General features: G+C 38.5%; 22 protein-coding genes. 15 read left to right on the top strand and 7 right to left on the bottom strand.

Annotated features, from left to right (window positions below):
• Positions 1-137: 137 nt before the first annotated feature.
• The 8 genes from C3V42_RS08070 (at position 138) to C3V42_RS08035 (ending at position 8,072) form a co-directional block, all read left to right on the top strand.
• Positions 138-2,021 carry an FTR1 family protein gene (locus tag C3V42_RS08070; RefSeq protein ID WP_240610373.1) on the top strand — a complete coding sequence of 628 codons (1,884 nt, stop codon included), beginning with the start codon at positions 138-140 and terminating at the stop codon, positions 2,019-2,021.
• Positions 2,022-2,048: 27 nt separating this feature from the next.
• Positions 2,049-2,570, top strand: coding sequence for an iron transporter (locus C3V42_RS08065; protein ID WP_005626197.1), 522 nt, complete (start codon positions 2,049-2,051; stop codon positions 2,568-2,570).
• A gap of 96 nt (positions 2,571-2,666) precedes the next feature.
• A complete protein-coding gene (locus tag C3V42_RS08060) occupies positions 2,667-4,082 on the top strand; it encodes a Fe-S-containing protein (RefSeq protein ID WP_106014219.1) in 1,416 nt (471 codons plus the stop codon).
• A gap of 2 nt (positions 4,083-4,084) precedes the next feature.
• Complete coding sequence (locus tag C3V42_RS08055; RefSeq protein WP_106014218.1) at positions 4,085-5,425, top strand: ABC transporter permease; 1,341 nt, start codon at positions 4,085-4,087, stop codon at positions 5,423-5,425.
• Positions 5,412-6,566, top strand: a complete 1,155-nt coding sequence (locus C3V42_RS08050) for an FtsX-like permease family protein (RefSeq protein ID WP_106014217.1) — start codon at positions 5,412-5,414, stop codon at positions 6,564-6,566. Before C3V42_RS08055 ends, C3V42_RS08050 begins: the two co-directional genes overlap by 14 nt.
• Before the next feature lie 41 nt (positions 6,567-6,607).
• Positions 6,608-7,282, top strand: a complete 675-nt coding sequence (locus C3V42_RS08045) for an ABC transporter ATP-binding protein (protein ID WP_005636775.1) — start codon at positions 6,608-6,610, stop codon at positions 7,280-7,282.
• A complete protein-coding gene (locus tag C3V42_RS08040; protein ID WP_106014216.1) occupies positions 7,269-7,751 on the top strand; it encodes a TlpA disulfide reductase family protein in 483 nt (160 codons plus the stop codon). Before C3V42_RS08045 ends, C3V42_RS08040 begins: the two co-directional genes overlap by 14 nt.
• A gap of 3 nt (positions 7,752-7,754) precedes the next feature.
• The gene (locus tag C3V42_RS08035; RefSeq protein WP_106014215.1) at positions 7,755-8,072 is read left to right on the top strand and encodes a c-type cytochrome; all 318 of its coding nucleotides are present in this window, start codon (positions 7,755-7,757) and stop codon (positions 8,070-8,072) included.
• 42 nt (positions 8,073-8,114) lie between these two features.
• Here C3V42_RS08035 and C3V42_RS08030 read toward each other — a convergent pair whose 3' ends face one another.
• The 7 genes from C3V42_RS08030 to C3V42_RS08000 form a co-directional block, all read right to left on the bottom strand.
• Positions 8,115-9,290 (bottom strand): multidrug effflux MFS transporter, encoded by a 1,176-nt coding sequence (locus tag C3V42_RS08030; protein ID WP_106014214.1) that lies wholly within the window; start codon positions 9,288-9,290, stop codon positions 8,115-8,117.
• Positions 9,291-9,310: 20 nt separating this feature from the next.
• A complete protein-coding gene (locus C3V42_RS08025; protein WP_106014213.1) occupies positions 9,311-10,651 on the bottom strand; it encodes a replication-associated recombination protein A in 1,341 nt (446 codons plus the stop codon).
• A 59-nt stretch (positions 10,652-10,710) separates the two neighbouring features.
• Positions 10,711-11,328, bottom strand: a complete 618-nt coding sequence (gene lolA / locus C3V42_RS08020) for an outer membrane lipoprotein chaperone LolA (RefSeq protein ID WP_106014212.1) — start codon at positions 11,326-11,328, stop codon at positions 10,711-10,713.
• 17 nt (positions 11,329-11,345) lie between these two features.
• Complete coding sequence (locus C3V42_RS08015) at positions 11,346-14,153, bottom strand: DNA translocase FtsK (RefSeq protein ID WP_106014211.1); 2,808 nt, start codon at positions 14,151-14,153, stop codon at positions 11,346-11,348.
• A 1-nt stretch (position 14,154) separates the two neighbouring features.
• The gene (gene lrp, locus C3V42_RS08010; protein ID WP_106014210.1) at positions 14,155-14,634 is read right to left on the bottom strand and encodes a leucine-responsive transcriptional regulator Lrp; all 480 of its coding nucleotides are present in this window, start codon (positions 14,632-14,634) and stop codon (positions 14,155-14,157) included.
• Between the two features lie 122 nt (positions 14,635-14,756).
• Positions 14,757-16,133: a DNA repair protein RadA gene (gene radA / locus C3V42_RS08005; protein WP_005644699.1), complete on the bottom strand. Its 1,377-nt coding sequence runs from the start codon at positions 16,131-16,133 to the stop codon at positions 14,757-14,759.
• 125 nt (positions 16,134-16,258) lie between these two features.
• On the bottom strand, positions 16,259-17,296 hold the full coding sequence (locus C3V42_RS08000) for an inorganic triphosphatase (RefSeq protein WP_106014209.1): 1,038 nt from the start codon (positions 17,294-17,296) through the stop codon (positions 16,259-16,261).
• Positions 17,297-17,461: 165 nt separating this feature from the next.
• On the opposite strand from C3V42_RS08000, the gene C3V42_RS07995 reads away from it, so the two are divergent.
• The 7 genes from C3V42_RS07995 (at position 17,462) to ispE (ending at position 23,357) form a co-directional block, all read left to right on the top strand.
• Positions 17,462-17,674, top strand: coding sequence for an excalibur calcium-binding domain-containing protein (locus tag C3V42_RS07995; protein WP_106014208.1), 213 nt, complete (start codon positions 17,462-17,464; stop codon positions 17,672-17,674).
• Between the two features lie 134 nt (positions 17,675-17,808).
• The gene (locus C3V42_RS07990; protein ID WP_106014207.1) at positions 17,809-18,489 is read left to right on the top strand and encodes a TIGR00153 family protein; all 681 of its coding nucleotides are present in this window, start codon (positions 17,809-17,811) and stop codon (positions 18,487-18,489) included.
• A gap of 24 nt (positions 18,490-18,513) precedes the next feature.
• A complete protein-coding gene (locus C3V42_RS07985; protein ID WP_106014206.1) occupies positions 18,514-19,776 on the top strand; it encodes an inorganic phosphate transporter in 1,263 nt (420 codons plus the stop codon).
• A 67-nt stretch (positions 19,777-19,843) separates the two neighbouring features.
• Complete coding sequence (locus tag C3V42_RS07980) at positions 19,844-20,455, top strand: TIGR04211 family SH3 domain-containing protein (RefSeq protein ID WP_005641802.1); 612 nt, start codon at positions 19,844-19,846, stop codon at positions 20,453-20,455.
• A 6-nt stretch (positions 20,456-20,461) separates the two neighbouring features.
• A complete protein-coding gene (locus C3V42_RS07975) occupies positions 20,462-21,712 on the top strand; it encodes a multifunctional CCA addition/repair protein (protein ID WP_106014205.1) in 1,251 nt (416 codons plus the stop codon).
• A 71-nt stretch (positions 21,713-21,783) separates the two neighbouring features.
• Positions 21,784-22,404, top strand: coding sequence for a lipoprotein insertase outer membrane protein LolB (lolB, locus tag C3V42_RS07970; RefSeq protein ID WP_032825167.1), 621 nt, complete (start codon positions 21,784-21,786; stop codon positions 22,402-22,404).
• An 11-nt stretch (positions 22,405-22,415) separates the two neighbouring features.
• A complete protein-coding gene (ispE, locus tag C3V42_RS07965; RefSeq protein WP_106014327.1) occupies positions 22,416-23,357 on the top strand; it encodes a 4-(cytidine 5'-diphospho)-2-C-methyl-D-erythritol kinase in 942 nt (313 codons plus the stop codon).
• Position 23,358 lies beyond the last annotated feature (1 nt).

Genomic DNA, 23,358 nt, shown 5'->3' with positions numbered 1-23,358 from the left:
TATTTCAGCATAAATTGATTTCCATCACAAAAATACGATTTCATTATTGCGGTTTTTTATTATTTAATATAACCTCTAAACAAGAATAAATTTCATTTAAAGGATTAACTCTTATGTTTCGCGTTTTTCGTTACGTAATGATTCCCTTCCTCTTTCTTTTGTCTCAATCTGTTCTTGCAGACAACTATCAAAAATGGGTAGATGACATCACTCAACGCTTGAATCACACCGAACAACTTCTTAAAGAAAACAAAATTGATGATGCCAAAACCGAAGTACAAATGGCCTATTTTGAAATATTTGAAAATTTAGAAGGGCCGATTCGCATTAATTTTTCAGCGCAAAAAAGCTACCAAATGGAAGCTACTTTTGGTGAAATTCGCAAAATGATTGGCGAAGGTAAACCAATGAATGAGGTTCAAGCCAAAATCAACGGTTTAAAAAATGAATTACAGCAAGTCTTACCTTCTCTTGTTGAAGGGCATCAACTCAATGCTGATAGTCAGCACGGTGTTTATGATAATCAAGCCATCAAACCTTACTGGCAACAAAGTTTCAAAACCATTGATGATTTTATTGCTCAAGCCATTACCGCTTATGAAAGCGGTAATTTTGCCAATGCTAAAAAAGCATTCCAACAAGCCCAATATGACGGCTACAAAAATTCTGAAATGGAAATGTCGGTTAGAACTAACCGCTCTTCTGAAATTTCAGCAGCGATCAATCAACAATTCTATAATTTGATTCGTTTGAGCGAACAACCCGATCAAATGACAGAAATTGCTTACCAAAGCACACAACTCTTGCAAGATATTGAAGAACAGCTTCCTAATTTGCCAACCACTCGCGATGAACAAAACGCTCAAGCGACACAATCACAAGCGCAAACTTCAGATAACGTTGCAGAGCAAGATTGGGCAAAAATTACGACTGAAATCAACCAACGTATTCAACAAGCTATTACCCTTTATGAACAAGGCGATGCGAAAAAAGCCATGCTTGCGGTGCAAGACACTTACTTCGATGTATTTGAAAGTTCTGGCATGGAAAACAAAGTAGGTTCGCGCGATAGCAACTTTAAAGCAGAATTAGAAGGTTATTTCACCCGTTTAGTCAGTCTAATGAAAGCGGGAAATGGCGACAAATTACAGGAACAAGCTGCAGGTTTAAGCCAAAACTTAGCCAAAGCGGTTCAAATATTGCAAGGTGGCGAACAAAGTGATTGGTCCATGTTCTTATATAGCTTGCTTATTATTTTACGTGAAGGCTTAGAAGCGTTATTAATCGTTGCCGCTATTGTGGCTTATATGGTGAAAAATAATCATCACGATAAATTGCCAGTTATTCGCCAATCCGTTTATGTGGCGTTAGGGGCAAGCATAGTTACTGCATTCATCTTCCAACTTATTTTTGAAAACTCAGGGCAAAACCGCGAATTGCTTGAAGGTTTCACAATGATTCTCGCGGTCTTTATGCTGTTTAGTATGAGTTACTGGTTGCTTTCTAAAGTCGAAGCACAAAACTGGAAACGCTACCTTGAAGGCAAACTTTCAACGGCATTAACAGCTGGCTCTCTATTCGGCTTATGGCTGACCAGTTTCCTTGCTGTATATCGTGAAGGCGCAGAAACCGTATTGTTTTATTATGCCCTAGTTGGCGATGCGAAAAGTGCGGTCAGTTTAGCCTATCTTTTTGCTGGCTTTATTTGCGGAGTGATTTTACTCGCTATTTGCTACTTTATAATGCGTTACACCGTGGTTAAATTGCCATTAAAACCATTCTTTATGTTTACTGGTTCATTTATGTATTTAATGGCATTTGTGTTCGCTGGCAAATCTGTACTTGAACTTATTGAAGGTAAACTGTTTGAACCGACATTAATTAACGGTGTACCAGAAATCTCGTGGTTAGGTGTTTATCCTTATGTGGAAACCCTTGTACCACAAGCAATCTTAATTCTTGCTGCTATTTTTGCTTTGTTTGTTATGAAATATCAAAGCAAAAAAGCGGTTTCAAATTAACTCAAAACTCATCTCAGGAGAGAAACTATGAAAAAAGCACTTCTTAGCGCAAGTTTATTAGCAGGAATGTTTGCAGCAACTTCTGCTTACGCATTCCAAGAATATCCAATCGGTGAAGCAGTTACTATGAATGACATGGAAATTGCAGCGGTTTACTTAAAACCAGTAGATATGGAACCTCGCGGCATGGGCTTACCTGCAGCAAAATCTGATATTCACTTAGAAGCAGATATTCACGCGGTGAAAGGTAACAAAAACGGTTTTGGTGAAGGTGAATGGATGCCTTATTTAACCATCAACTATACCTTAGTCAATACCGATACTGGTGCTAAACAAGAAGGTACCTTCATGCCAATGGTTGCTGGCGATGGCCCACACTATGGCGCAAACATCAAAATGATGGGTGTGGGTAACTACAAATTAACTTACCATATCGATCCGCCACCAAAAGCAGGTATGCACCGCCACACTGATGAAGAAACTGGCGTAGGTCGTTGGTGGAAACCATTTGATGTAAATTATGAATTTAAATTTACTGGTTTAAAATAATAGTGCTGTAGGGTGGGCTTCTGCCCACCAATTAACAATCAGACATGAAAAAACGGTGGGCTAAAGCCCACCCTACCATTAAAAAATCCTCTTTCTATGACTTATTTTTTCATTTTTGTTTTGCAAGCTCTTTTGCCAATTTCGCTTTTACTCGGTGCATCTTGGGCAATTAAAAAAGGCAATATTTCGCCTAAAACGCTTATTTGGCTAAGCCTTATTAGCTTGGCTTTGGGTGTTGTCCTACGACTAAATATTCCTAATGGACAAACCACCAATCTTATTCTAACCATCGGCTTTTTAATTATCTTTTTACTTTTTGCAATCAGCCAATGGAGCAAATCATCAAACCTTGCCACATTCTGGCAATTTGCATTAATGCTTATCGCGGGAGCAACTTGGGCGAAAGATCCAAACATCACCGCTCTCACCAACACAGATGTCATCAACACTGATTTTATTTTAAATATCAGTGCGGTCATTTTTGGTGTAATTTTTAGTTTAGCCTCAAGTGCATGGATCTATTTATTACTTAAACAGCAACAAAAAACACAAGGAAAATCTACCGCACTTTTTGCACTCAGCTTTTTACTTTTTATCGCGTTAATTCTTCCTCTTGTAGCAGAACTACTGCTTACCTTAATGAAATTACAACTCATTGAACTCACCAAAGTACGGTTAAGTTTTGTGGCAAAATCAGGGGAAATCACCGCTTGGCTCAATATCATTTGTGTTGTGTTAATGTTAGTTGTTTTATGTATTTTTACCATTCAAACACATTCAAAACGTTTAAGAGAAGCTAAAGCCGAAAAAGATCTGATTGAAAAACGCAAAAAATTAGCTTTCGTACAAACATCAAAACGTACCATTTATTGGGGAATATTGGGGATTTTATTTGTTGCCGCAAGCCAACTTTATTGGGAAAAAGTTGCTTCTCAACCGCCACAACTTTCCGAAGCGGTTCCTGTACAACTGAATGACAAAAATGAAGTGCATTTAGCACTAGAGCCACTTAAAGACGGTAAACTTCACCGTTTTGTTTGGATTGCAGATGATGGCAAAGCCGTACGCTTTTTCATTATCAATCGCCAACCAAATAAAGTCAGTATGGCGGCAGTATTCGATGCTTGCCTACTCTGCGGCGATCAAGGCTATGTCATGCAAGGCAATCAAGTGGTCTGTGTTGGTTGTGGCGTGCATCTCTTTATTCCATCTATCGGTAAACCGGGCGGTTGCAACCCTGTACCGATTGAAAATTGGCAACAAACTGAAAATGAAATCGTGATTTCTCGTAAAAGCCTTGAAGATGGCTTAAATCTATTCAGTACGATTGTGGAAATTGAAGTGCAAGATCCGATTAGTGGCGCCAAACTCAAAAACACCAAAACTGAATATAAATATAGCCACGAAGGGCATACTTATTTCTTTGAGAACGAAAAAAATCTCGATTTATTCCGCGATAATCCCGATAACTATCTCGGTATTAACAAAAACGAAAATCCAAAAGGGGAATAACAATGCTTGCTAGAATGTTATTTCAATCTTGGCGATTTGGGATCAAACGTAAATTGCTCGCCATTATCACTATTTTCTTAGCCGCTGGCCTAGTCTCTGCGCTGCTTGCTGTTTCCATTGATATTGGTGACAAAATGGCAAAAGAGCTGAAATCTTACGGTGCCAATATTTTGGTGGAGCCAGCCAGCAATGCGGCATTGCCTGATGAACTCAGTCATAGTGCTTCATTATCTAGCCAAGATTTTTTAGATGAGAAAGAGCTTCCCAATATCAAAGATATTTTCTGGCGAAATAATATCGTGGGTTTTGCACCATTGCTTTCAGCAAATGTACAGGTGACAAAATCTTCACAAAATTCCACCGCACTTTCAGCGCCGAAAACGATTAATGTGCTTGGTACCTTCTTCGATCATAATATTGCCGTACCCGATGAAGAGGATTACCACACAGGACAACGAATCATTAGCCCTTACTGGAAAGTAGAAGGGGAATGGGTTGATGATTTAAACAATGACTTTGGCGAAATCGTCCCTGTACTTGCTGGCGAACAACTAGCCAAAAGTAATGATTGGAAAATTGGCGATAAACTTAGCTTAAGCTACACAAACGATAACGGCGAAAGCCAACAAAGTGCGGTAGAAATTAAAGGGATTTTAAGTACGGGTGGAACAGAAGATAATCAGCTTGTGATGCCCCTAAGTGCGGTACAAAATTTGCTGGGTTTAGAAGGCAAAGTGCAATCCGTTCGTGTATCTGCCCTCACCGTGCCTGAAAACGATCTTTCCCGTAAAGCGCGCGCCAATACGGATGCCTTAGATGCGGAAGCCTATGACCGTTGGTATTGCACCGCTTATGTTTCTTCAATTTCCCATCAATTAGAAGAAGCCATTTCTGGCGCAATGGTTCGCCCAATTTGGCAAGTCGCTGCGTCTGAAGGTGTCGTCATTGGTAAAATCCAACTCTTACTAGCTGTAGTTACCTTCGCGGCATTAATCGCTGCAGCAATGGGTATTGCTTCCTTAATGAGTGCAGGCATTATCGAACGCTCAAAAGAAATTGGCTTAATGAAAGCCCTGGGGGCTTATCAATGGCAAATTACCTTACTGTTCTACTGCGAAGCGGTATTAAGTGCATTAGTAGGCGGAATATTTGGCTGTTTAGCTGGATGGGGATTAGCCAAGTTTATCGGTGCCGCACTATTTGGCGCGCCTCTTGATTTTGCTTGGATCGTCGTGCCTTGTGTTCTCGTACTCTCCATTCTTATTGCTGTGATTGGCACTTGGTTCCCAGCACATAAAATCGCTAAACTTTACCCTGTCGAGGTACTTTATGGCAGAGCATAAAAGCGCAAATACTCAAAGCATGTTCTGGCGATTAATTTTCCGCGCGTTGCGATTACGCCTCCAACGAGTATTCATTATTTTCACCGCACTTACAGTCGGCGCAAGTATCGTCACTGCAATGGCAGCGGTTTACTTCGACATCAATACCAAAATGAGCCAAGAACTGCGCACTTTCGGAGCAAATTTCTACATTGGTTCAGCCGATGGTGGAATGATGAATCAAGCAGAATTAAATGCAATTTTGCAAAAATCACCTGATGGTTTTATCGCTGCTGCCAGTCCTTATCTTTATGGCGTCGCACGCAGTGATTTGGAAAAAATTGTTCTGATGGGCGTAAATTTTGATGCTATGCGCATCCTCGCCCCTTACTGGCAAATTACGGGATCTGAAATCAACGTAAACTTTGACGACCGCAATGCGATGATCGGGAAAACCCTTGCGGAACGATTACATGTGAAAGTGGGAGATAGCTTACAACTTTCTAAAAATGCCGTAGAAAAACACAGTTTCAACATTAAAGGAATTGTAGAAGCTGGTGATGCAACTGATAATATGCTTATTGTAAATGTTGAATTTGCACAAAATTGGTTGGATAAAGAAGGCGTAGTAAACAACGCATTACTCAATGTGCAAAATGAGCAAGGCACTAATACAGTGGATCAATTTGCCGAAAAAATCATGCAACAATATCCCGATTTAACCGCTCGCCCGATCCGTAAAGTTTCCGCCTCAGAAGGACAAATTTTAGAAAAAATTAAAGGCTTAATGGGCTTAATTTCCCTTGTAATTTTGGTGCTTGCAACCTTATGTGTGAACACTACATTAATTGCAATTGTCGGTGAACGAGCCAAAGAATTTGCCTTACAAAAATCACTGGGCGCGAAAAAATTTGACATCATTCGCCAAATCAGCACCGAAATTTTAATTATCGCGTTTTGTGCGATTATTATCGGGCTTGGCTTGGGTTATTTATTAGCTCAAGTATTGGGAATAACTGTATTCAAATCTTATATTGATATGCGACTTCCTGTATTGCCAATTACGGTTGTACTTTCGTTATTAGTGGCATTTGTGGCTGTTATTATTCCAACACGTCGAGCATTGAGTATTAATGTGGCGAATGTGTTGAAGGGTGAGTAAAACTGAAACGCTTATAAATTAGATAATAAAAGAGAAAAACCATGACCAATTTTGTAATAGAAACCCAACATTTATACAAACGCTTCGGGCAAGTTACCGCCCTGGAAGACATTAATATTCAAATCAAACAAGGAGAATTTGTTGCGATTATGGGGGCTTCAGGCTCTGGTAAAACCACGTTGATGAATATTTTAACAGGCTTAGATACCGCTAGCGAAGGCAAAGTCATTTTAGATGGCGTGGATGCTGCTCAATTAGATGAAGTCGGTCGTCAACGTTTCCGCGCAGAAAAAATCGGCTTAGTGTTTCAACAATTCCATTTAATCCCTTATTTGACCGCACTTGAAAACGTGATGCTGGCACAACATTATCACAGCGTGATTGATGAAGCATCCGCCAAAGCGGTATTGGAACAAGTAGGCTTAGGCCATCGTATTGATCATCGTCCTAGCCAACTTTCAGGGGGTGAGCAACAACGTGTTTGCATTGCACGTGCGTTAGTAAATCAACCGCCCGTGATCTTTGCTGATGAACCAACGGGAAATTTAGATGAGCAAAACGAATCGTTGGTGCTAGATTTGCTCACAAAACTTAATCAACAAGGGCGTACCATTGTAATGGTGACGCATAATCCAGAGTTAGGTGAACTCACCGATCGTGTTATTTATTTACATCACGGAAAATTTGTAAAGGAAGAAAATCATGCGAACAAATAAACTATTGAAATTAGTTGCCATAAGTGCGGTTATTTTGGGTGCTGTTTCTTGTAAAGATGAAGTTGCCTCAGTAGGGCAAAAAGCACCTGATATTGCCGCCTATGATCTTCAAGGCAATCCGGCAAACCTTGAGAATTGGAAAGGCACACGATTATTAGTTTTTTGGTCAGAAACCTGTGGACATTGCATCGCAGAGTTAAAAGAATTTGAAAAACTCGCAGAAGACAATCCTGGCAAAGTTTCACTTATTGCGATTAATGTGGATGGCGATAAAATGGACACCAAAGCCATAGTGGCTAAACGTGAACTCCACTTGCCTGTAATTAAAGATCAAATGAAAATTACCGCAGAACGTTATCAGCTTATGGGTACGCCCACTTCATTTGTTATTAGCCCTGAAGGAAACATTCAAGCTAAATATGAAGGCGCTATTCCATCTAATGATTTAGATAAATTGTTTCAAGGATAAACAATGAAAAAAACTAACCCAATAATCCTGATTATGATTTTCGGCCTTAGCTTAACTAAAGTGGCCTTTGCTGATGCTAATCTTGCCCAAGGCGAAAAACTCTACAAACGAAGCTGCACTACCTGCCATGGAAAATCTGGTGAGAAATCTGCTATGGGAGAATCAAGAATTATCAATAACCTGACTCCTCAAGAAATTTATACTGCACTTTCTGAGCGAAAAAGTGGAAAAATTGAAGGAGCGGGCAATAGGATAAAAAGCCAATTAAGTGAAGAGGATATAAAAAACTTATCTGAACTTGTTCCTACATTAAAAAAATAAAGAAAATGCGATTAATTTTTTGAAATTAATCGCATTTAAATTTTATTCTGTGTATGCCTTAATATTAGTACGAATTAAAAAATAAATTATCAAACTGATGAAAGCACAAACTAAAATCACCACGGCTGTTGCATAGAAAATATTACCAATACCAACTAACGGTGAAACAATGCCCCCTAGAAAAAAGGGAGTAAAACCAAGTAATGCAGAAGCACTTCCCGCATATTGACGTTCACTTTCCATTGCCAATGAAGAAATTGCAGGAAAGGTAAGCCCCATCATCAATAACATAAGGAAGAAGCCAATTTCAACTAAAAACCAGTTAGGTTGAATAATAAGTGTCGAAATGGTGTAAAGAACGCCCCCCCCAAAACCCAATACCCCAAAAGAAAGTGCTGTACGATTTGACAACTTACCACCTATATTTGCTCCCATAACTAATGCAGCACCATTTGCTCCAAAACAGAAGCTAAAGGTAAACGCACTTAATCCGTAAAAACTTTGCAAAATAAAAGGTGAAGCGGAAATATACGCAAACATGGCGGCAAGCAAAAAGCTTTCAATACCAACATAACTCATAAACAGTCTATTTTTTATAATCTTGCCAAATGTAAAGAATGTGGAAAGTACAGAACCTTTCAAACGTTTTTCAATAATTAGGCTTTCTTTTAAACGAAGACAAAATAGTAATACAACAATACCAATAATTGCTAAAAAGAAAAATACGCCTTTCCAACCAATATATTCTAATAATAAGCTGCCTAGAATAGGGGAAATGATCGGTGCGATACCGTTAATCATCATTAATAGCCCAAAAAAACGTGTCATTTCACGACCACGATATAAATCCGTCGCTACCGCACGAGAAATTACTACACTTCCAGCAGAGGAAAGCCCTTGTACCGCTCTTAATACAATCATTGTTTCAATATTTGGTGAGAAAATCAGTAAAATCGTACTGATGATATAAATTAAAAGTGAAATAATCAGCGGTATTTTGCGTCCAAATTTATCACTCATCGGCCCAAGTAATAGCTGCCCAACGGCTAAACCGATCATTGCCGTTGTGAGTGTTAATTGCGTCATGGAAGTCGTTGTATCAAAAAATTGTGCAAGCTGTGGCAATGATGGCAAATAAAGATCGACAACAAATGGTCCAAAGGCAGAAAGTACACCAAGTAAAATCACTAAAAAGGCTTTTGAATTTGTTTTTTGCATTTATATATCCTAAATAAAGATTATTTATATCGTTTTTTCACCGCACTTTTATCTTGCTCACGTAATCGTTCTAGTTTTTCCTTAATCTGAATTTCCATACCTCTATTTGTCGGAAAATAATATTGAGTGTCTTTTAATTCAGGTGGGAAATAATTTTCACCTGCCGCATAAGCGTTAGGTTCATCGTGGGCATAACGATATTCAGCACCGTAGCCAAGCTCTTTCATTAAATTAGTTGGTGCATTGCGTAAATGTGATGGAACATCATAATCGGGTAAATCTTTCGCTTGCTGTTTGGCTGTGTTAAATGCGGTATAAACCGCATTACTTTTTGGCGCAATTGCAAGATAGATAATGGCTTGAGCAATGGCTCGCTCCCCTTCATAAGCGCCCACTCGAGTAAAGCAATCCCATGCAGCCAATGCGACTTGCATAGCGCGAGGATCTGCATTTCCCACATCTTCTGAAGCAATGGCAAGTAATCGGCGCGCAACATATAAAGGATCACCGCCTGCCATTAAAATTCGTGCATACCAATACAATGCAGCATCTGGTGCAGAACCTCGAACAGATTTATGTAGCGCGGAAATTAAATCGTAGAAACGATCACCTTGTTTATCAAATCTCGCTTGACGTTCGCCTAAGACTTCTTTTAATAAAGTACGCTCAATTTTCTTTCCATTTTCGGTTTCATCCGCCATATCCACCATTAATTCGAGGCAATTCAAGGCTAATCGCGCATCCCCATTAACATATTCGGCAAGCACTTGTAGTAAATTCTCTTCTAAAATTAGCCGCTCTTTACCCAATCCACGTTCAGGATCTTCTACAGCTTGCTGCAAAACTTGTTCAATTTCAGCCGTGGTGAGCGATTTCAGCACATACACTCGGGCACGAGAAAGCAACGCATTATTTAGCTCAAAAGAGGGATTTTCTGTTGTCGCCCCAATAAAAATAACGGTTCCATCTTCAATGTGTGGTAAAAATGCATCTTGCTGGCTTTTATTAAAACGATGGACTTCATCCACAAATAAGATAGTTTTACGATCTGCAAGACGATTTTGTTTTGCACGATCAATCGCTTCTCGAATTTCTTTGATACCACTCGTCACCGCAGAAATTCGCTCAACTTCTGCATTAATACGTTGCGCTATAATTTCTGCGAGCGTTGTTTTTCCCGTACCTGGTGGCCCCCAGAAAATCATAGAATGAATATGCCCAGCTTGAATAGCTTTACGCAGTGGCTTACCTTCACCAATAAGATGAGTTTGCCCGAAATACTGCTCTAGACTCGTTGGACGCATCTTAGCTGCCAGTGGACGAAAATCATTTTCGGCAAAATCAAAATTGAGGTTCGACATTTTATTTCTCACAAAATTGAAGGGCGTATTTCTACGCCCTTATTTAAAATAATCATTTATTATTTTTTACGTTGGTCATCCACTTCAACGCCTTTTTCTGGCTTGAATTGGAACAAGCTATCAGACAAGGTTTGATTCGTAATATTACGTAAAACATAAAGATTGGTTTGTCCATCTTTCTCGGTCGTACTGAAATTTCTTAATACTCCATTAACATCGACACGAATATCAAATTGCTTGATATTACTTTTTGAAGATTTAGGTTTCAATACGAAAGTATCCACTTGTTGCATAACCGAATATTGATCCCAATGGCTTTTATCATTACTTGTAAGCAACACGAAAGGGGTGTTATTCACGGCATCTTTAACCCATTGCGCTGTTACTTGTTGCACAAATGGATCGTAGAACCACAAGGTTTTACCATCAGAAATAATCTGGGTTTCTTGAGGGGTTTTCGTATCCATACGGAATAAATTTGGGCGTTTAATTTGAAGTTTGCCACTTCCCTGTTGAACATTTTTGCCACTTCCAGAAGTCACTGTTTGCACAAATTCAGCGCTTAACACATCAACTTTAGCTAAACGCATTTGCAATTCACTTGCCGCATCAGCCAATGCCAAATTACTCAAACCAAGTAAGGCAAGTGCGGCAAATTTTAACGTTGTTTTTTTCATTTTACTTTCCTTTTAAATTAGTATTCCGGACGACGCGATAAAATCTCACGCTTACCATTTTGCATTGGGCTAACAATTCCTTGCTCTTCCATTTGATCCATAATACGAGCGGCTCGGTTAAAGCCTACGCTGAATTTACGTTGAATAGAAGATACTGAGGTTGTACCGGTATTAATAACAAAATCCATTACTTCATCAAAAAGTGGATCTAATTCCCCACCACTTGATATCCCTTTTTCCGCACTTTCCTCATCGTCAGCACTTTCTAAAATGCCATCAATATAATCAGGTTTACCACGTGCTCGCCAATCATCCGCAATACGAATAACTTCATCATCACTCATAAAGGCACCATGAACACGAACCAAATCCGATGAACCTTGCCCCGAATAAAGCATATCACCACGACCTAAAAGCGCCTCTGCCCCACCTTGATCAAGAATAGTGCGTGAATCAATTTTACTTGCAACCGTAAAGGCAATCCGACTTGGGATATTTGCTTTAATTAAACCTGTAATCACATCGACAGAAGGACGTTGTGTCGCTAAAATTAAATGGATACCGATAGCTCGCGCTTTTTGTGCCAAGCGAGCAATGAGTTCTTCAATTTGCTTACCCGCGACCATCATTAAATCAGCAAACTCATCGACAATAACCACAATATAACTCAATTTTTTCAATGCAGGTGGCATCGTATCCATTGTATCGCCAGATCGCCAAATTGGATTTGGCACTGGCATTCCCATTGCTTCATATTCATCAATTTTTTCGTTAAAGCCTTCAATATTGCGTACACGGAGAGCAGAAAGCAGCTGATAACGGCGTTCCATTTCATCTACACACCAGCGCAACGCATTAGCGGCTTTTTTCATATCTGTTACAACAGGCGTCAACAAGTGCGGAATATCATTATAAACAGAAAGTTCAACGACTTTTGGATCGATCATGATGAATTTCACATCTTCTGGTTGAACACGATAAAGTAAACTTAAGATCATCGTATTCACGCCAACAGACTTACCTGATCCTGTTGAACCTGCTACCAACAAATGTGGCATTTTCGCTAAATCAACAATCACAGCCTTTCCGCTAATATCTTTACCTAAAGCCATTGGCAAAGTGGCATGAGTATCACGGAATTCACTGCTGTCTAACACGTCACGTAATGGCACCATTTGACGATGAAGATTAGGTGTTTCAATACCAATATAAGGCTTGCCAGGAATAGCCTCTGCCACACGAATCGAGCGGAACATTAATGCACGTGCCAAATCGGTATCAATACTCGTGACTTTTGATGCTTTCACTCCAGGTTGTAATTCTAATTCATAACGCGTCACAACTGGGCCAACAAGCACATCTTTTACAGTCGCTTTCACATTAAAATTACGTAATTGTTGCTCTATACGTTGAGATGTTTCCAAAACTTCTTCTTGCGTAATATTTTGTTCCACTGCTGGATGTTTTGACAATAACTCTAAACTTGGCAATGGCGTACTAGGCTTTTCACGTTTAGTTGTCGGCTGTTGGAATGCAGGATGAATTAGTGAACCTCTATAACCTTGATAATGAGGTATATTCTCTGTGATTTTAACTTGTTCTTCAGTCACTTCATTCTGTAAAGAAACCATCATTTCTGAATTATTATCCGCTAAACGAACTTGTTCATCAGCTTGAGCAAAACGTACTGCTTCACGAGCTGCAAATTCTTCAGCAAGATGTGAAAAATTATTTTCTTCATCATTCTGATGCGCTAAACCTTCACGCAAGGAAACCGTTGGGATTTCATCATCTTGTAGTAAAGAAATTTCTGAAAAATTATCCGCACTTATTTCATTTTCTGATTTATTCAACTGTCCCTTTTCTTTTTTATTATTAATCCACACCGGGACAAAATCATTTTCATTCGGCATTTGATGATTTAATTCATTTGAAATATGAACGCTAGGCAATTTTTCCATACCTAAATCAGAAATAAATTGTTCATCAATATTTTGTGAATTAAGTTCGTTATAATCTGTTTGAATAGCGATATTTTGTGTTAATCCACTAATATTTATTATTTGCTCATTAGATAACTTTTCGTTTTCTCCAAGCTCACTATCATTCTTATCTTCCACAAGTTTTGGATTATGTTCATTTTGTTCCGCAACTTCTGGCAATATCATATTTTGAATAAAATCTGGTTTCTGAATCAAAATTTGCTCTAATTCCTCTCCCGATTCATCTTGTTTAACATCTTCAGTTTGTTCATTTTTCATAGTAAGCCAATGATAAAACGTCACAAGCAATCGAATAAATGAGGCACCAGAACAAAAAATGAATCCAATGACAGCAAAGACCAGCCCAATTAATATTGAACCTAATTTACCGAGTACAGGATAAATCCAATTCACTACAAGTGAACCACCAAGCACACCGCCACTCAAATAAAAAGAATTACTTGATAAAAGCAACATGCTCATCACACAAAGACCGATGATTAAAGTAAAAAAACCAAAACTACGTAAAATAATTCGCGTACATGAAAGCTGTTTAACCGCTTTAGTTTTTAATAGATAAACTGGTACTAAAAACGTAGCAAAAGGGAAAATATGTGCAACATATCCAAAAAAGACAAAAAGGAGATCAATTACCCAAGCGCCGAATGCTCCAGCCTTGTTAATTGTTCCATCATGAGATGCAGCCGTTGCCCAAGAATTATCTAAAGGTGTATAACTAGACCAAGCAATAATTAAATAAAGTCCAAAAAGTGCGGTCAATCCAAGCAAAAGTTCAGCTAAATACTGTCTTGGTGTAAATCGTTCTGTTATTTGTTTAATCATATTATTTCAATACAAGGAAATTAGTTTGTTTTACTTCTTCCATCACAACATAAGTGCGAGTGTCATTTACGCCTGGTAATCGCAATAAAGTTGATCCAAGCAATTTACGATACTCTGCCATATCAGCAACTCTAGTTTTTAGAAGATAATCAAAATCACCCGATACTAAGTGGCATTCTTGAATTTCATCTAACTCTTGAATTGCCGCATTAAATTCTTCAAATACATCTGGCTTACCACGTACTAAAGTGATTTCAACAATGACGAGTAACGGCGCATCTAATAATTCTGGATTGAGTAGGGCTCGGTATCCCATAATGACACCTTGTTTTTCTAAACGTTTCACACGTTCTAAACAAGGCGTAGGTGAAAGCCCTACTTTTTTCGACAAATCAATATTAGAAATTTTACCGTTGCGTTGTAATTCATTAAGAATTTTTATATCAATCGCATCCAGTGCTTTATTCAGTTTTTTTTCCATTTTCTTATTTTTCTTTGAATAAAAAGTATGTTTATTTTAACAAATTTTGCCAACGTTTTCAGTACAACGGCCATAGATAATTCATTTCCATTGAGGCTATTAATTATCTCTAATGGAAGTATTTAGAAATTATCCAACACGGCTAACGCATCGGAAAGTTTCTTCACCGTAAAAACTTGCATATTTTCGACCGCACTTTTCGGCTTGTTACCAAAAGGAACAATCGCACGTTTAAAGCCATGCTTTGCCGCTTCACTAATACGCTCTTGCCCACTTGGCACAGGGCGAATTTCTCCCGCTAATCCAACTTCACCAAAGATCACTAAATCTTGTGGCAAAGGGCGATTACGGAAACTAGAAATTAACGCCAACAACAAAGCCAAATCCGCACTTGTTTCACTCACTTTTACACCACCCACGACATTGACAAAAACATCTTGATCAGCCATTTGTAAGCCACCATGTCGATGTAACACCGCCAATAATAGTGCTAAGCGATTTTGCTCTAATCCCACCGCAACACGACGAGGATTCGCTAGCATTGAATGATCCACTAAGGCTTGAATTTCAACTAAAAGAGGGCGAGTGCCTTCCCAAAGTACCATAACGGAACTGCCTGATGTAATCTCATCCCCTCGACTTAAAAAGATCGCAGATGGATTTTTTACTTCTCGCAAACCTTGCTCGGTCATACCAAATACGCCTAATTCATTCACCGCACCAAAACGGTTTTTATGGCTACGCAAAGTACGATAGCGAGAATCGGCTTCGCCTTCTAATAGTAATGAACAGTCAATCGCATGTTCTAACACTTTCGGCCCAGCAAGGGTTCCGTCTTTCGTTACATGTCCCACCATAATAATGGCGACTTGGCGGGTTTTCGCATAACGAGTGAGGAAAGAAGCACATTCACGCACTTGAGCTACACTTCCCGGCGAGGATTGAATATCTGCCAAATGCATTACTTGGATCGAATCCACTACTATAATTTGCGGTTTTAATTGATCCGCTAAATTACAAATCTGTTCCACAGAGGTTTCTGACAACATTTTTAATTGATCGTTTGGCAATCCCAATCGACTTGCACGCATCGCAACCTGTTGTAATGATTCCTCTCCCGTCACATAAAGTGCGGTCATGTTTTTCGCTAAACCACACATGACTTGTAATAACAAGGTACTTTTCCCTGCACCAGGATGCCCACCAATTAAAATCGCACTGCCCGGTACGATCCCGCCACCCAGTACGCGATCTAATTCATTAAAGCCACTGGAAAAACGAGGAGTTTCTTGCAAACTAATTTCAGAGAGCGTTTGAATTTTTGCCTGAGTTTCACCTGCGTAGCCGCTAAAACGATCATTTTTGGATTTAGCCGTGGAAATTAACCGCACTTCCGTGATTGTATTCCACGCTTTACAAGCCGAACATTGCCCTTGCCAACGAGAAAACTCCGCACCACAATCGTTACATACATAAGCTGTTTTCGGGGCTTTAGCCATTTTTTATCCTTCTCATCCTTTAACCGAGTATTCATATACCTACGGCTAAATATCATTATATTGTTCAGGGCAAGCGTACATAATGCCTAGAAGTATAGCTTACCCATTTGCACGGTTGATTCGCATTACGCTGAAAATCTCATTAATTTGATCATTCGCTCAAAATAAACTCGACTTTTCAAAAGTGCGGTCAATTTTTCAATAGTTTTTTCATTGTCTTTCGTTTCACTATGAAAACGAATCAAATCACGGATTTCAGCAAAAATTTTCTGATTGCTTTCTAACAAAGCAGGTAAGAGCGTTTCTTTTTGTTTTTCTGTTGCCACCGTTTCTAGGATTTTTCCATTTTCATCATAATAATGATAAAGATTAAAAAATGCTCCCACTCGCTCCACTGTTTTCATAAAATCTTGGCTAAAAAGTGCGGAAGAAAAGGATAAGGTTTCTTCCAAAAGTTTCTGTTCCATTTTCAACACGGAATTAAATTTTACACAAAAATCTACCGCACTTTCTTCTCGTTCTTCTTTTAAGAAATCACGCCATTTATTTAACCAATCTGTTAAAAATTGTTTTGACCCCAGCAAATAACCACGCTTCGCTTTACTTGCACTACTAAAATAAATATCTCTTTCGAAAGGCAAAGTTTCTACAAAATCAAAAAGATCCTGCACATTGCCAGATTTCAATTCAAACTCAATTTCACAAATAGGCTGCTCAGATTCGCCTGCAATAATTTTGCCTTGATCGAACGCCACTTCAATTTTGGATTGTTGAAATTCAACTAACCAAAAAGTGCGGTTAAAATCTGTGGAGAAAATAGGTTGTAGTGTAGAACTAGGTAATTGTTCAAAAGGATAAAGTTCTCTTAATTGGTCATTGGTTGGCGTTTCTTTTTCGGTTAATGGTAAATTATATTCTGGACGACTATGCAATCCACCAATAACTTCGCCGTTAGTTTTAAGCGTTAATGTAAGTTCTTGATCTTCTTGACGAATACGTAATCCCATCTTTTGTTTAGCAAGGAAATGATCAGGATAATCATAATAAGTATTGATCAGAAACTGTTTTTTATGCACTAAACAAGTAAAGTTTTTTAAATGTTCTTGTAATTCATTAAACGCTTGGTCAGATACCGCTAATTTAATTTCAATTTCATTACTCATAAAAAATTATACTCCCTTCAACTTAAAACTGTTCAAATATACAGATAAAAATAGATAAATCAAGCGTTTTATAGATTTATATTCCTTTAAATTAAATATCGTAAAATAAACATAAAGGGCTATAATTTGACTTAATTTTAAATAACTAATTAATTAAGGATCTCTATGAGAAAATTGTTTCTATTTTCTATGCTTCTAAGCATCACATTGCCTATAAATGCTGGCGTTCGTTGTTCAGATTTTAATACACAAGAAGAAGCACAACGCTATTATGAAAACTACCATGCTTATCATTTGGATCGAGATCGCGATGGTGAAGCCTGTGAATGCTTGCCTGGCAGTAGTAAATACGGCTCATCGCGTTGTAAGAAATATTAATGATACATTGAAAAGATGAAAAATTCGGCTTTTCCTTTTCAGGAAAGGGATGCCCTCCTAAAATACATTTAATTATTAATAAAAATCGGGTAATATGCGCACGAATTTTTAACCCCTTATGGAGTAAATCACTTATGGCAATGAATAATATTCTCGGATTATTTGCCCATTCGCCTTTAAAACCATTGCAAAAGCATTCGGAAAAAGTCACTGAATGTAGCGATCTTTTAATTCCTTTTTTTGAAACCACCTTCTCAAAGGATTGGGAAAAAGCGGAAGAAAAACGCTTAGAAATCTCTCTGCGTGAACGTGAAGCGGATAGCTTGAAACGTGAAATTCGTTTGAAATTGCCACGTGGTTTATTCTTACCTATCGATCGTACTGATCTCTTAGAATTAGTTACGCAACAAGATAAATTAGCAAATTTTGCTAAAGATATTGCAGGCCGTATGATTGGGCGTCAATTTGGTATTCCTGAAGAAATGCAGGAAGAATTCTTACATTACGTAAAACGTAGTTTAGATGCCATTCATCAAGCTCATCGAGTAATCGAAGAAATGGATCAACTTTTAGAAACCGGTTTTAAAGGCCGTGAACTAAAATTAGTTAACGATATGATTCAAGAACTCGATGCAATTGAAGATGATACCGACCAAATGCAGATCAAATTGCGTAAAATGCTTTACACCATCGAAAGCCGTTATAATCCAATTGATGTGATGTTCTTATATAAAATTATTGAATGGGTTGGCGTGCTGGCTGACCAAGCACAACGTGTTGGCTCACGCATTGAATTAATGCTGGCGCGTTCATAATCAACAAAACATAGGAAATTAACTATGGAAGTTATTAGTCAATATGGTTCATGGTTGGTGTGGATTACAGCAGCCTTCGGCTTTTTTATGGCTTTCGGTATTGGAGCCAATGATGTCTCAAACTCAATGGGTACATCCGTAGGATCTGGTACTGTAACAGCCAAACAAGCAATTATTATCGCGTTAATTTTTGAATCCGCTGGCGCATATCTAGCCGGTGGTGAAGTAACAGAAACGATTAAAAGCGGCGTAATCGATCCAATGCAATTTGTTGATACGCCAGATATTTTGGCACTGGGTATGCTTTCTGCTTTATTTGCATCTGGCGCTTGGTTATTTATCGCAACGAAAATGGGCTGGCCGGTTTCAGGTACTCACACTATCATCGGTGCAATTATTGGATTTGCGTGCATTACGATTGGCCCTGGCGCAGTAGATTGGTCAAATATTGGCAGCATTGTTGGTAGCTGGTTCATCACGCCTGTCATTGCAGGTATTCTCGCCTATGCAATCTTTGCAAGTACTCAAAAACTTATTTTTGATACCGAACATCCACTGAAAAATGCACAAAAATATGGTCCTTATTACATGGGGATAACCGTATTTGTGCTGTGTATCGTAACCATGACAAAAGGTTTAAAACATGTTGGTTTAAATCTTTCCAATAAAGAAACTTTAGTCATTTCACTTGTCATTAGCCTTGTAGGCATGCTGTTTTGCCATTTCTACTTTAAAAGCAAAACATTCACTCAATCTGCAAGCAAAGGTACTTTTGGTGCGGTAGAAAAAGTTTTCAGCATTTTAATGTTATTAACCGCCTGTGCGATGGCTTTCGCTCACGGTTCGAATGATGTAGCTAATGCAATTGGCCCACTTTCAGCAGTTGTATCTATCGTTGAACAAGGCGGTAAAATTATTTCAGGCGGAGCCTTAACTTGGTGGATTTTACCACTAGGTGCATTAGGTATTGCTGTAGGCTTAATTACTATGGGACAAAAAGTGATGGCGACTGTTGGATCTGGGATCACCGATTTAACGCCAAGCCGTGGCTTTGCCGCTCAATTTGCTACTGCGATGACGGTTGTAGTTGCATCCGGTACAGGCTTGCCTATCTCAACAACACAAACACTTGTTGGGGCAATTTTAGGTATCGGTTTTGCTCGCGGTATCGCGGCACTCAATTTAACGGTTATCCGAAACATCATTAGTTCTTGGATAATCACTTTACCAGCCGGCGCATTCTTCGCAATTATTATCTTCTATTTACTGCGTGCGGTATTTAATTAATTTATTGCAACAAAAAGTGCGGTTTATTCAGCCGCACTTTTGTTGTTTTTATTTTTAAGGAGAAAGCATGAAAAAAATCTACAATACACTTTTATCTTGTGCCTTACTTGGTACAGGTATTGCAACTGCCCATGCAGAAACACAATATGTTACTGAAAATCTCAGTACGTTCTTACGCCGCGGTGCTGGTGAACAATTTAAAATTGCAGGTTCAATTCAAGCGGGCGAAGCAGTGAATGTGTTAGATCGCCAAGGCAAATACACACTCATTCGCGACAATAAAAATCGTGAAGCTTGGATTTTAAATTCAGACTTAAGCAACACGCCAAGTAGTAAAGAAGAAAATCCAAAATTAAAAGCTCAAGTCCAAGAATTAACTTTAAAACTTAGTCGTTTAGATGGCGATTGGCAACAACGTACCGTCGAAATGCAACGTCGAACCAAACAAGCTGAGCAACAAAGTGCAGATCTTTTAGAACAAAATTCACAATTGAAACGTGAACTTGAAATGACCAAAAATAAAAATCGTGATTTAGAAGCGATGCTTGATGCAGGTAAACGAGAAATTGCTATCCAATGGTTTATTTATGGCGGTTCAGTATTGGGCGTAGGCTTACTCTTCGGCTTACTTATTCCTTATGTTTTACCAAAACGTCGCCGTCGCGATGGCTGGGCATAATCACGAATGAAAGTTTATTTAGTTGGTGGGGCTGTTCGCGATCAATTATTGGGTTTACCGGTAAAAGATCGTGATTGGATTGTGGTAGGCGCAATCCCCTCTACACTACTCTCTCTCGGTTATCAACAAGTAGGCAAAGATTTTCCGGTTTTTCTCAATCCTAAAACAAAAGAAGAATATGCACTTGCCCGAACAGAACGTAAATCTAGCGCAGGTTACACGGGCTTTATTTGTGATTTCTCCCCAACAACTACATTAGAACAAGATTTAATTCGACGAGATCTCACTATTAACGCCATGGCTCAAAGCGAAGACGGTGAAATTATCGATCCTTATGGCGGAAAACAAGATTTAGAAAATCGAATTTTACGCCATATTTCTCCCGCTTTTTCAGAAGATCCTTTACGTGTACTGCGTGTGGCACGCTTTGCAGCCCGTTATCATTCACTCGGTTTTAAAATCGCATCGGAAACGCTATCCCTAATGGCAGAACTTGCCCAATCGGGAGAATTACAACATCTCACCGCCGAGCGAGTTTGGCTAGAAACAGAAAAAGCCTTAAACGAAAAAAATCCTGAAATTTATTTTGAAACCTTACATAAAACAGGCGCATTAAAAGGTTTATTTTCTGAAATCGATGCCCTTTATGGCGTGCCAAATCCAGTAAAACATCATCTAGAAGTAGATAGTTTTATTCATACCATGTTGGTATTAAAACAAGCGGTTAATTTGACTGAAAATAACCATAATCTAAACAAAAGTGCGGTCCGTTTTGCCGCAATTTGCCATGATCTTGGCAAGGCTCTTACGCCTCAAAATATTCTTCCTCATCATTATGGACATGAGCAAGCTGGTATAAAACCGACTAGAACATTATGCAAACGCTTGAAGGTCCCAAGTTATTTTCAAGAACTTGCAGAACTGACTTGTGAATTTCACTCGCATATTCACAAAGCCTTTGAACTTCGAGCTGAAACCGTCATAACGCTGTTTAATCGTTTTGATGTGTGGAGAAAACCACAACGCTTTCAAGAATTTCTACAAGTATGTCTAGCTGATACTCGAGGTAGAACCGGTTTTGAAAATAAAGACTATCCACAAATAAATTACATCAATCAATTATTACAAGCGGCAAATGAAGTAGATGTACAGCAAATTATTGCAGATGGATTTGAGAAACAAGAAATCAGAAATGAATTGACAAAACGAAGAATCTTAGCGATTAAACAAACAAAAGCAAATTACCCCAAAAATTAACAAATAAAAGTAACTTTACTCAATTCAACTAAATCCTTAAAATACGCGAGCTTATTAACTTGATGAATAATATGAAAACGTTTAAATTTCTCACCGCACTTTTTGTAACCAGCATACTTACAGCCTGTACAATGGATGCTGAACGTCCAGTTAACGTGCAATATATCGATAAAACCGACGCCACATGGCAACAGCATTTACAAAAGATTCAAAAAATTCAATCCTATCAAGCTAAAGGACAAATTGGTTATATCAGTCCTACAGAACGTTTTTCTAGCCGCTTTGAATGGCAATACCAAAATCCAAAATCTTATACGCTTAAACTCTATTCTTTAATCAGTAAATCTACTCTTTGGATTCAAATGCATCAAAGTGGAATGACAATTTCCGATAACAACGGCAATCAACAATCTGCAGCCAATGCTAAACTACTATTACAAGAGATCATTGGCATGGATGTGCCATTAGAGCATTTAGCTTATTGGTTAAAAGGTCAACCTGCAATAAATGCAGATTATCAAGTCGGTACCAACCATTTACTTGGCGCATTTACTTATCATGTGGATGGTTCTCAATGGACAGCAGATTATCTAACTTATCACTCAAATAATTCGATGCCTGAAAATATTCTACTAAAAAATGACAGCACGAAACAAACTCTAAAGATTCGCGTAGATGAGTGGATTTACTAATGAATACATTAATGAAATCACATCAATTTTCTACCGCACTTTCTCAAAATACAACGCAATCAAATGGGAAGCCATTGCGCTTCCCTAGCCCAGCCAAACTGAATTTATTTCTTTATATCAACGGAAAATTGCCGAACGGCTATCATGAATTACAAACACTTTTCCAATTTTTAGATTTCGGCGATTGGTTAGAAATGAGTATCCGTGAAGAAGATAATCAAATTCTTTTAACGCCAGAAATTCCAAATCTAAAAACGGAAGATAATCTGATTTATCGAGCTGCAAAACTTTTACAAGAAAAAGCCAATATTCAATTTGGTGCAAATATTCATTTAGATAAAATTCTTCCAATGGGAGGCGGTGTCGGTGGTGGTTCATCCAATGCAGCAACCACATTGGTCGCTTTAAATTATTTATGGCAAGCTAATTTATCTATTGATGAACTAGCAAAATTAGGATTAACACTAGGCGCTGATGTGCCAATATTTGTACATGGGCACGCTGCTTTTGCTGAAGGTGTCGGGGAAAAAATCACTTATTGTGAACCTGCTGAAAAATGGTTTGTTGTATTAAAACCCAATGATTCAATATCGACGGCTGTCATATTTCAAGATCCAAATTTACCACGTAATACACCGAAAAAATTCCTAGAACAACTTTTGAGCGAGCCTTATGTAAACGATTGCGAAAAAGTTGTGATAAATCATTATTCAAACGTTGAAAAAGCGCTAAACTGGTTGCTACAATATGCGCCGGCAAGATTAACAGGAACGGGAGCATGTGTTTTTGCTGAATTTGATCATGAAGCAGAGGCACAAGCGGTATTTAGACAAAAACCAGAAGAATTTTTTGGCTTTATCGCTAAAGGACTCAATGTTTCTCCCTTGCACGCAATGTTGAAGCAGCTATCACCAATTCATACTCATCGACAATCTAAACCTGAGGTTTTATAAA

The organism is Haemophilus sp. oral taxon 036, from assembly GCF_002998595.1.
In the GTDB taxonomy this organism is placed as follows: domain Bacteria; phylum Pseudomonadota; class Gammaproteobacteria; order Enterobacterales; family Pasteurellaceae; genus Haemophilus; species Haemophilus haemolyticus_K.
The sequence above is the reverse complement of the archived record's forward strand: the minus strand, read 5'-3'. Positions and strand labels throughout refer to the sequence as shown.

Excerpts from the sequence above, each read along its gene's own strand:
- C3V42_RS07995 (WP_106014208.1), top strand. The coding sequence starts at position 17,462 with ATGAGAAAATTGTTTCTATTTTCTATGCTTCTAAGCATCACATTGCCT.
- C3V42_RS08065 (WP_005626197.1), top strand. The coding sequence starts at position 2,049 with ATGAAAAAAGCACTTCTTAGCGCAAGTTTATTAGCAGGAATGTTTGCA.
- C3V42_RS08025 (WP_106014213.1), bottom strand. The coding sequence starts at position 10,651 with ATGTCGAACCTCAATTTTGATTTTGCCGAAAATGATTTTCGTCCACTG.
- C3V42_RS08070 (WP_240610373.1), top strand. The coding sequence starts at position 138 with ATGATTCCCTTCCTCTTTCTTTTGTCTCAATCTGTTCTTGCAGACAAC.
- C3V42_RS07980 (WP_005641802.1), top strand. The coding sequence starts at position 19,844 with ATGAAAAAAATCTACAATACACTTTTATCTTGTGCCTTACTTGGTACA.
- C3V42_RS07990 (WP_106014207.1), top strand. The coding sequence starts at position 17,809 with ATGGCAATGAATAATATTCTCGGATTATTTGCCCATTCGCCTTTAAAA.
- C3V42_RS08035 (WP_106014215.1), top strand. The coding sequence starts at position 7,755 with ATGAAAAAAACTAACCCAATAATCCTGATTATGATTTTCGGCCTTAGC.
- lolB (WP_032825167.1), top strand. The coding sequence starts at position 21,784 with ATGAAAACGTTTAAATTTCTCACCGCACTTTTTGTAACCAGCATACTT.
- C3V42_RS08045 (WP_005636775.1), top strand. The coding sequence starts at position 6,608 with ATGACCAATTTTGTAATAGAAACCCAACATTTATACAAACGCTTCGGG.
- lrp (WP_106014210.1), bottom strand. The coding sequence starts at position 14,634 with ATGGAAAAAAAACTGAATAAAGCACTGGATGCGATTGATATAAAAATT.
- C3V42_RS07985 (WP_106014206.1), top strand. The coding sequence starts at position 18,514 with ATGGAAGTTATTAGTCAATATGGTTCATGGTTGGTGTGGATTACAGCA.
- C3V42_RS08050 (WP_106014217.1), top strand. The coding sequence starts at position 5,412 with ATGGCAGAGCATAAAAGCGCAAATACTCAAAGCATGTTCTGGCGATTA.
- C3V42_RS07975 (WP_106014205.1), top strand. The coding sequence starts at position 20,462 with ATGAAAGTTTATTTAGTTGGTGGGGCTGTTCGCGATCAATTATTGGGT.
- ispE (WP_106014327.1), top strand. The coding sequence starts at position 22,416 with ATGAAATCACATCAATTTTCTACCGCACTTTCTCAAAATACAACGCAA.
- C3V42_RS08055 (WP_106014218.1), top strand. The coding sequence starts at position 4,085 with ATGCTTGCTAGAATGTTATTTCAATCTTGGCGATTTGGGATCAAACGT.
- C3V42_RS08000 (WP_106014209.1), bottom strand. The coding sequence starts at position 17,296 with ATGAGTAATGAAATTGAAATTAAATTAGCGGTATCTGACCAAGCGTTT.
- C3V42_RS08015 (WP_106014211.1), bottom strand. The coding sequence starts at position 14,153 with ATGATTAAACAAATAACAGAACGATTTACACCAAGACAGTATTTAGCT.
- lolA (WP_106014212.1), bottom strand. The coding sequence starts at position 11,328 with ATGAAAAAAACAACGTTAAAATTTGCCGCACTTGCCTTACTTGGTTTG.
- C3V42_RS08060 (WP_106014219.1), top strand. The coding sequence starts at position 2,667 with ATGACTTATTTTTTCATTTTTGTTTTGCAAGCTCTTTTGCCAATTTCG.
- C3V42_RS08030 (WP_106014214.1), bottom strand. The coding sequence starts at position 9,290 with ATGCAAAAAACAAATTCAAAAGCCTTTTTAGTGATTTTACTTGGTGTA.
- radA (WP_005644699.1), bottom strand. The coding sequence starts at position 16,133 with ATGGCTAAAGCCCCGAAAACAGCTTATGTATGTAACGATTGTGGTGCG.
- C3V42_RS08040 (WP_106014216.1), top strand. The coding sequence starts at position 7,269 with ATGCGAACAAATAAACTATTGAAATTAGTTGCCATAAGTGCGGTTATT.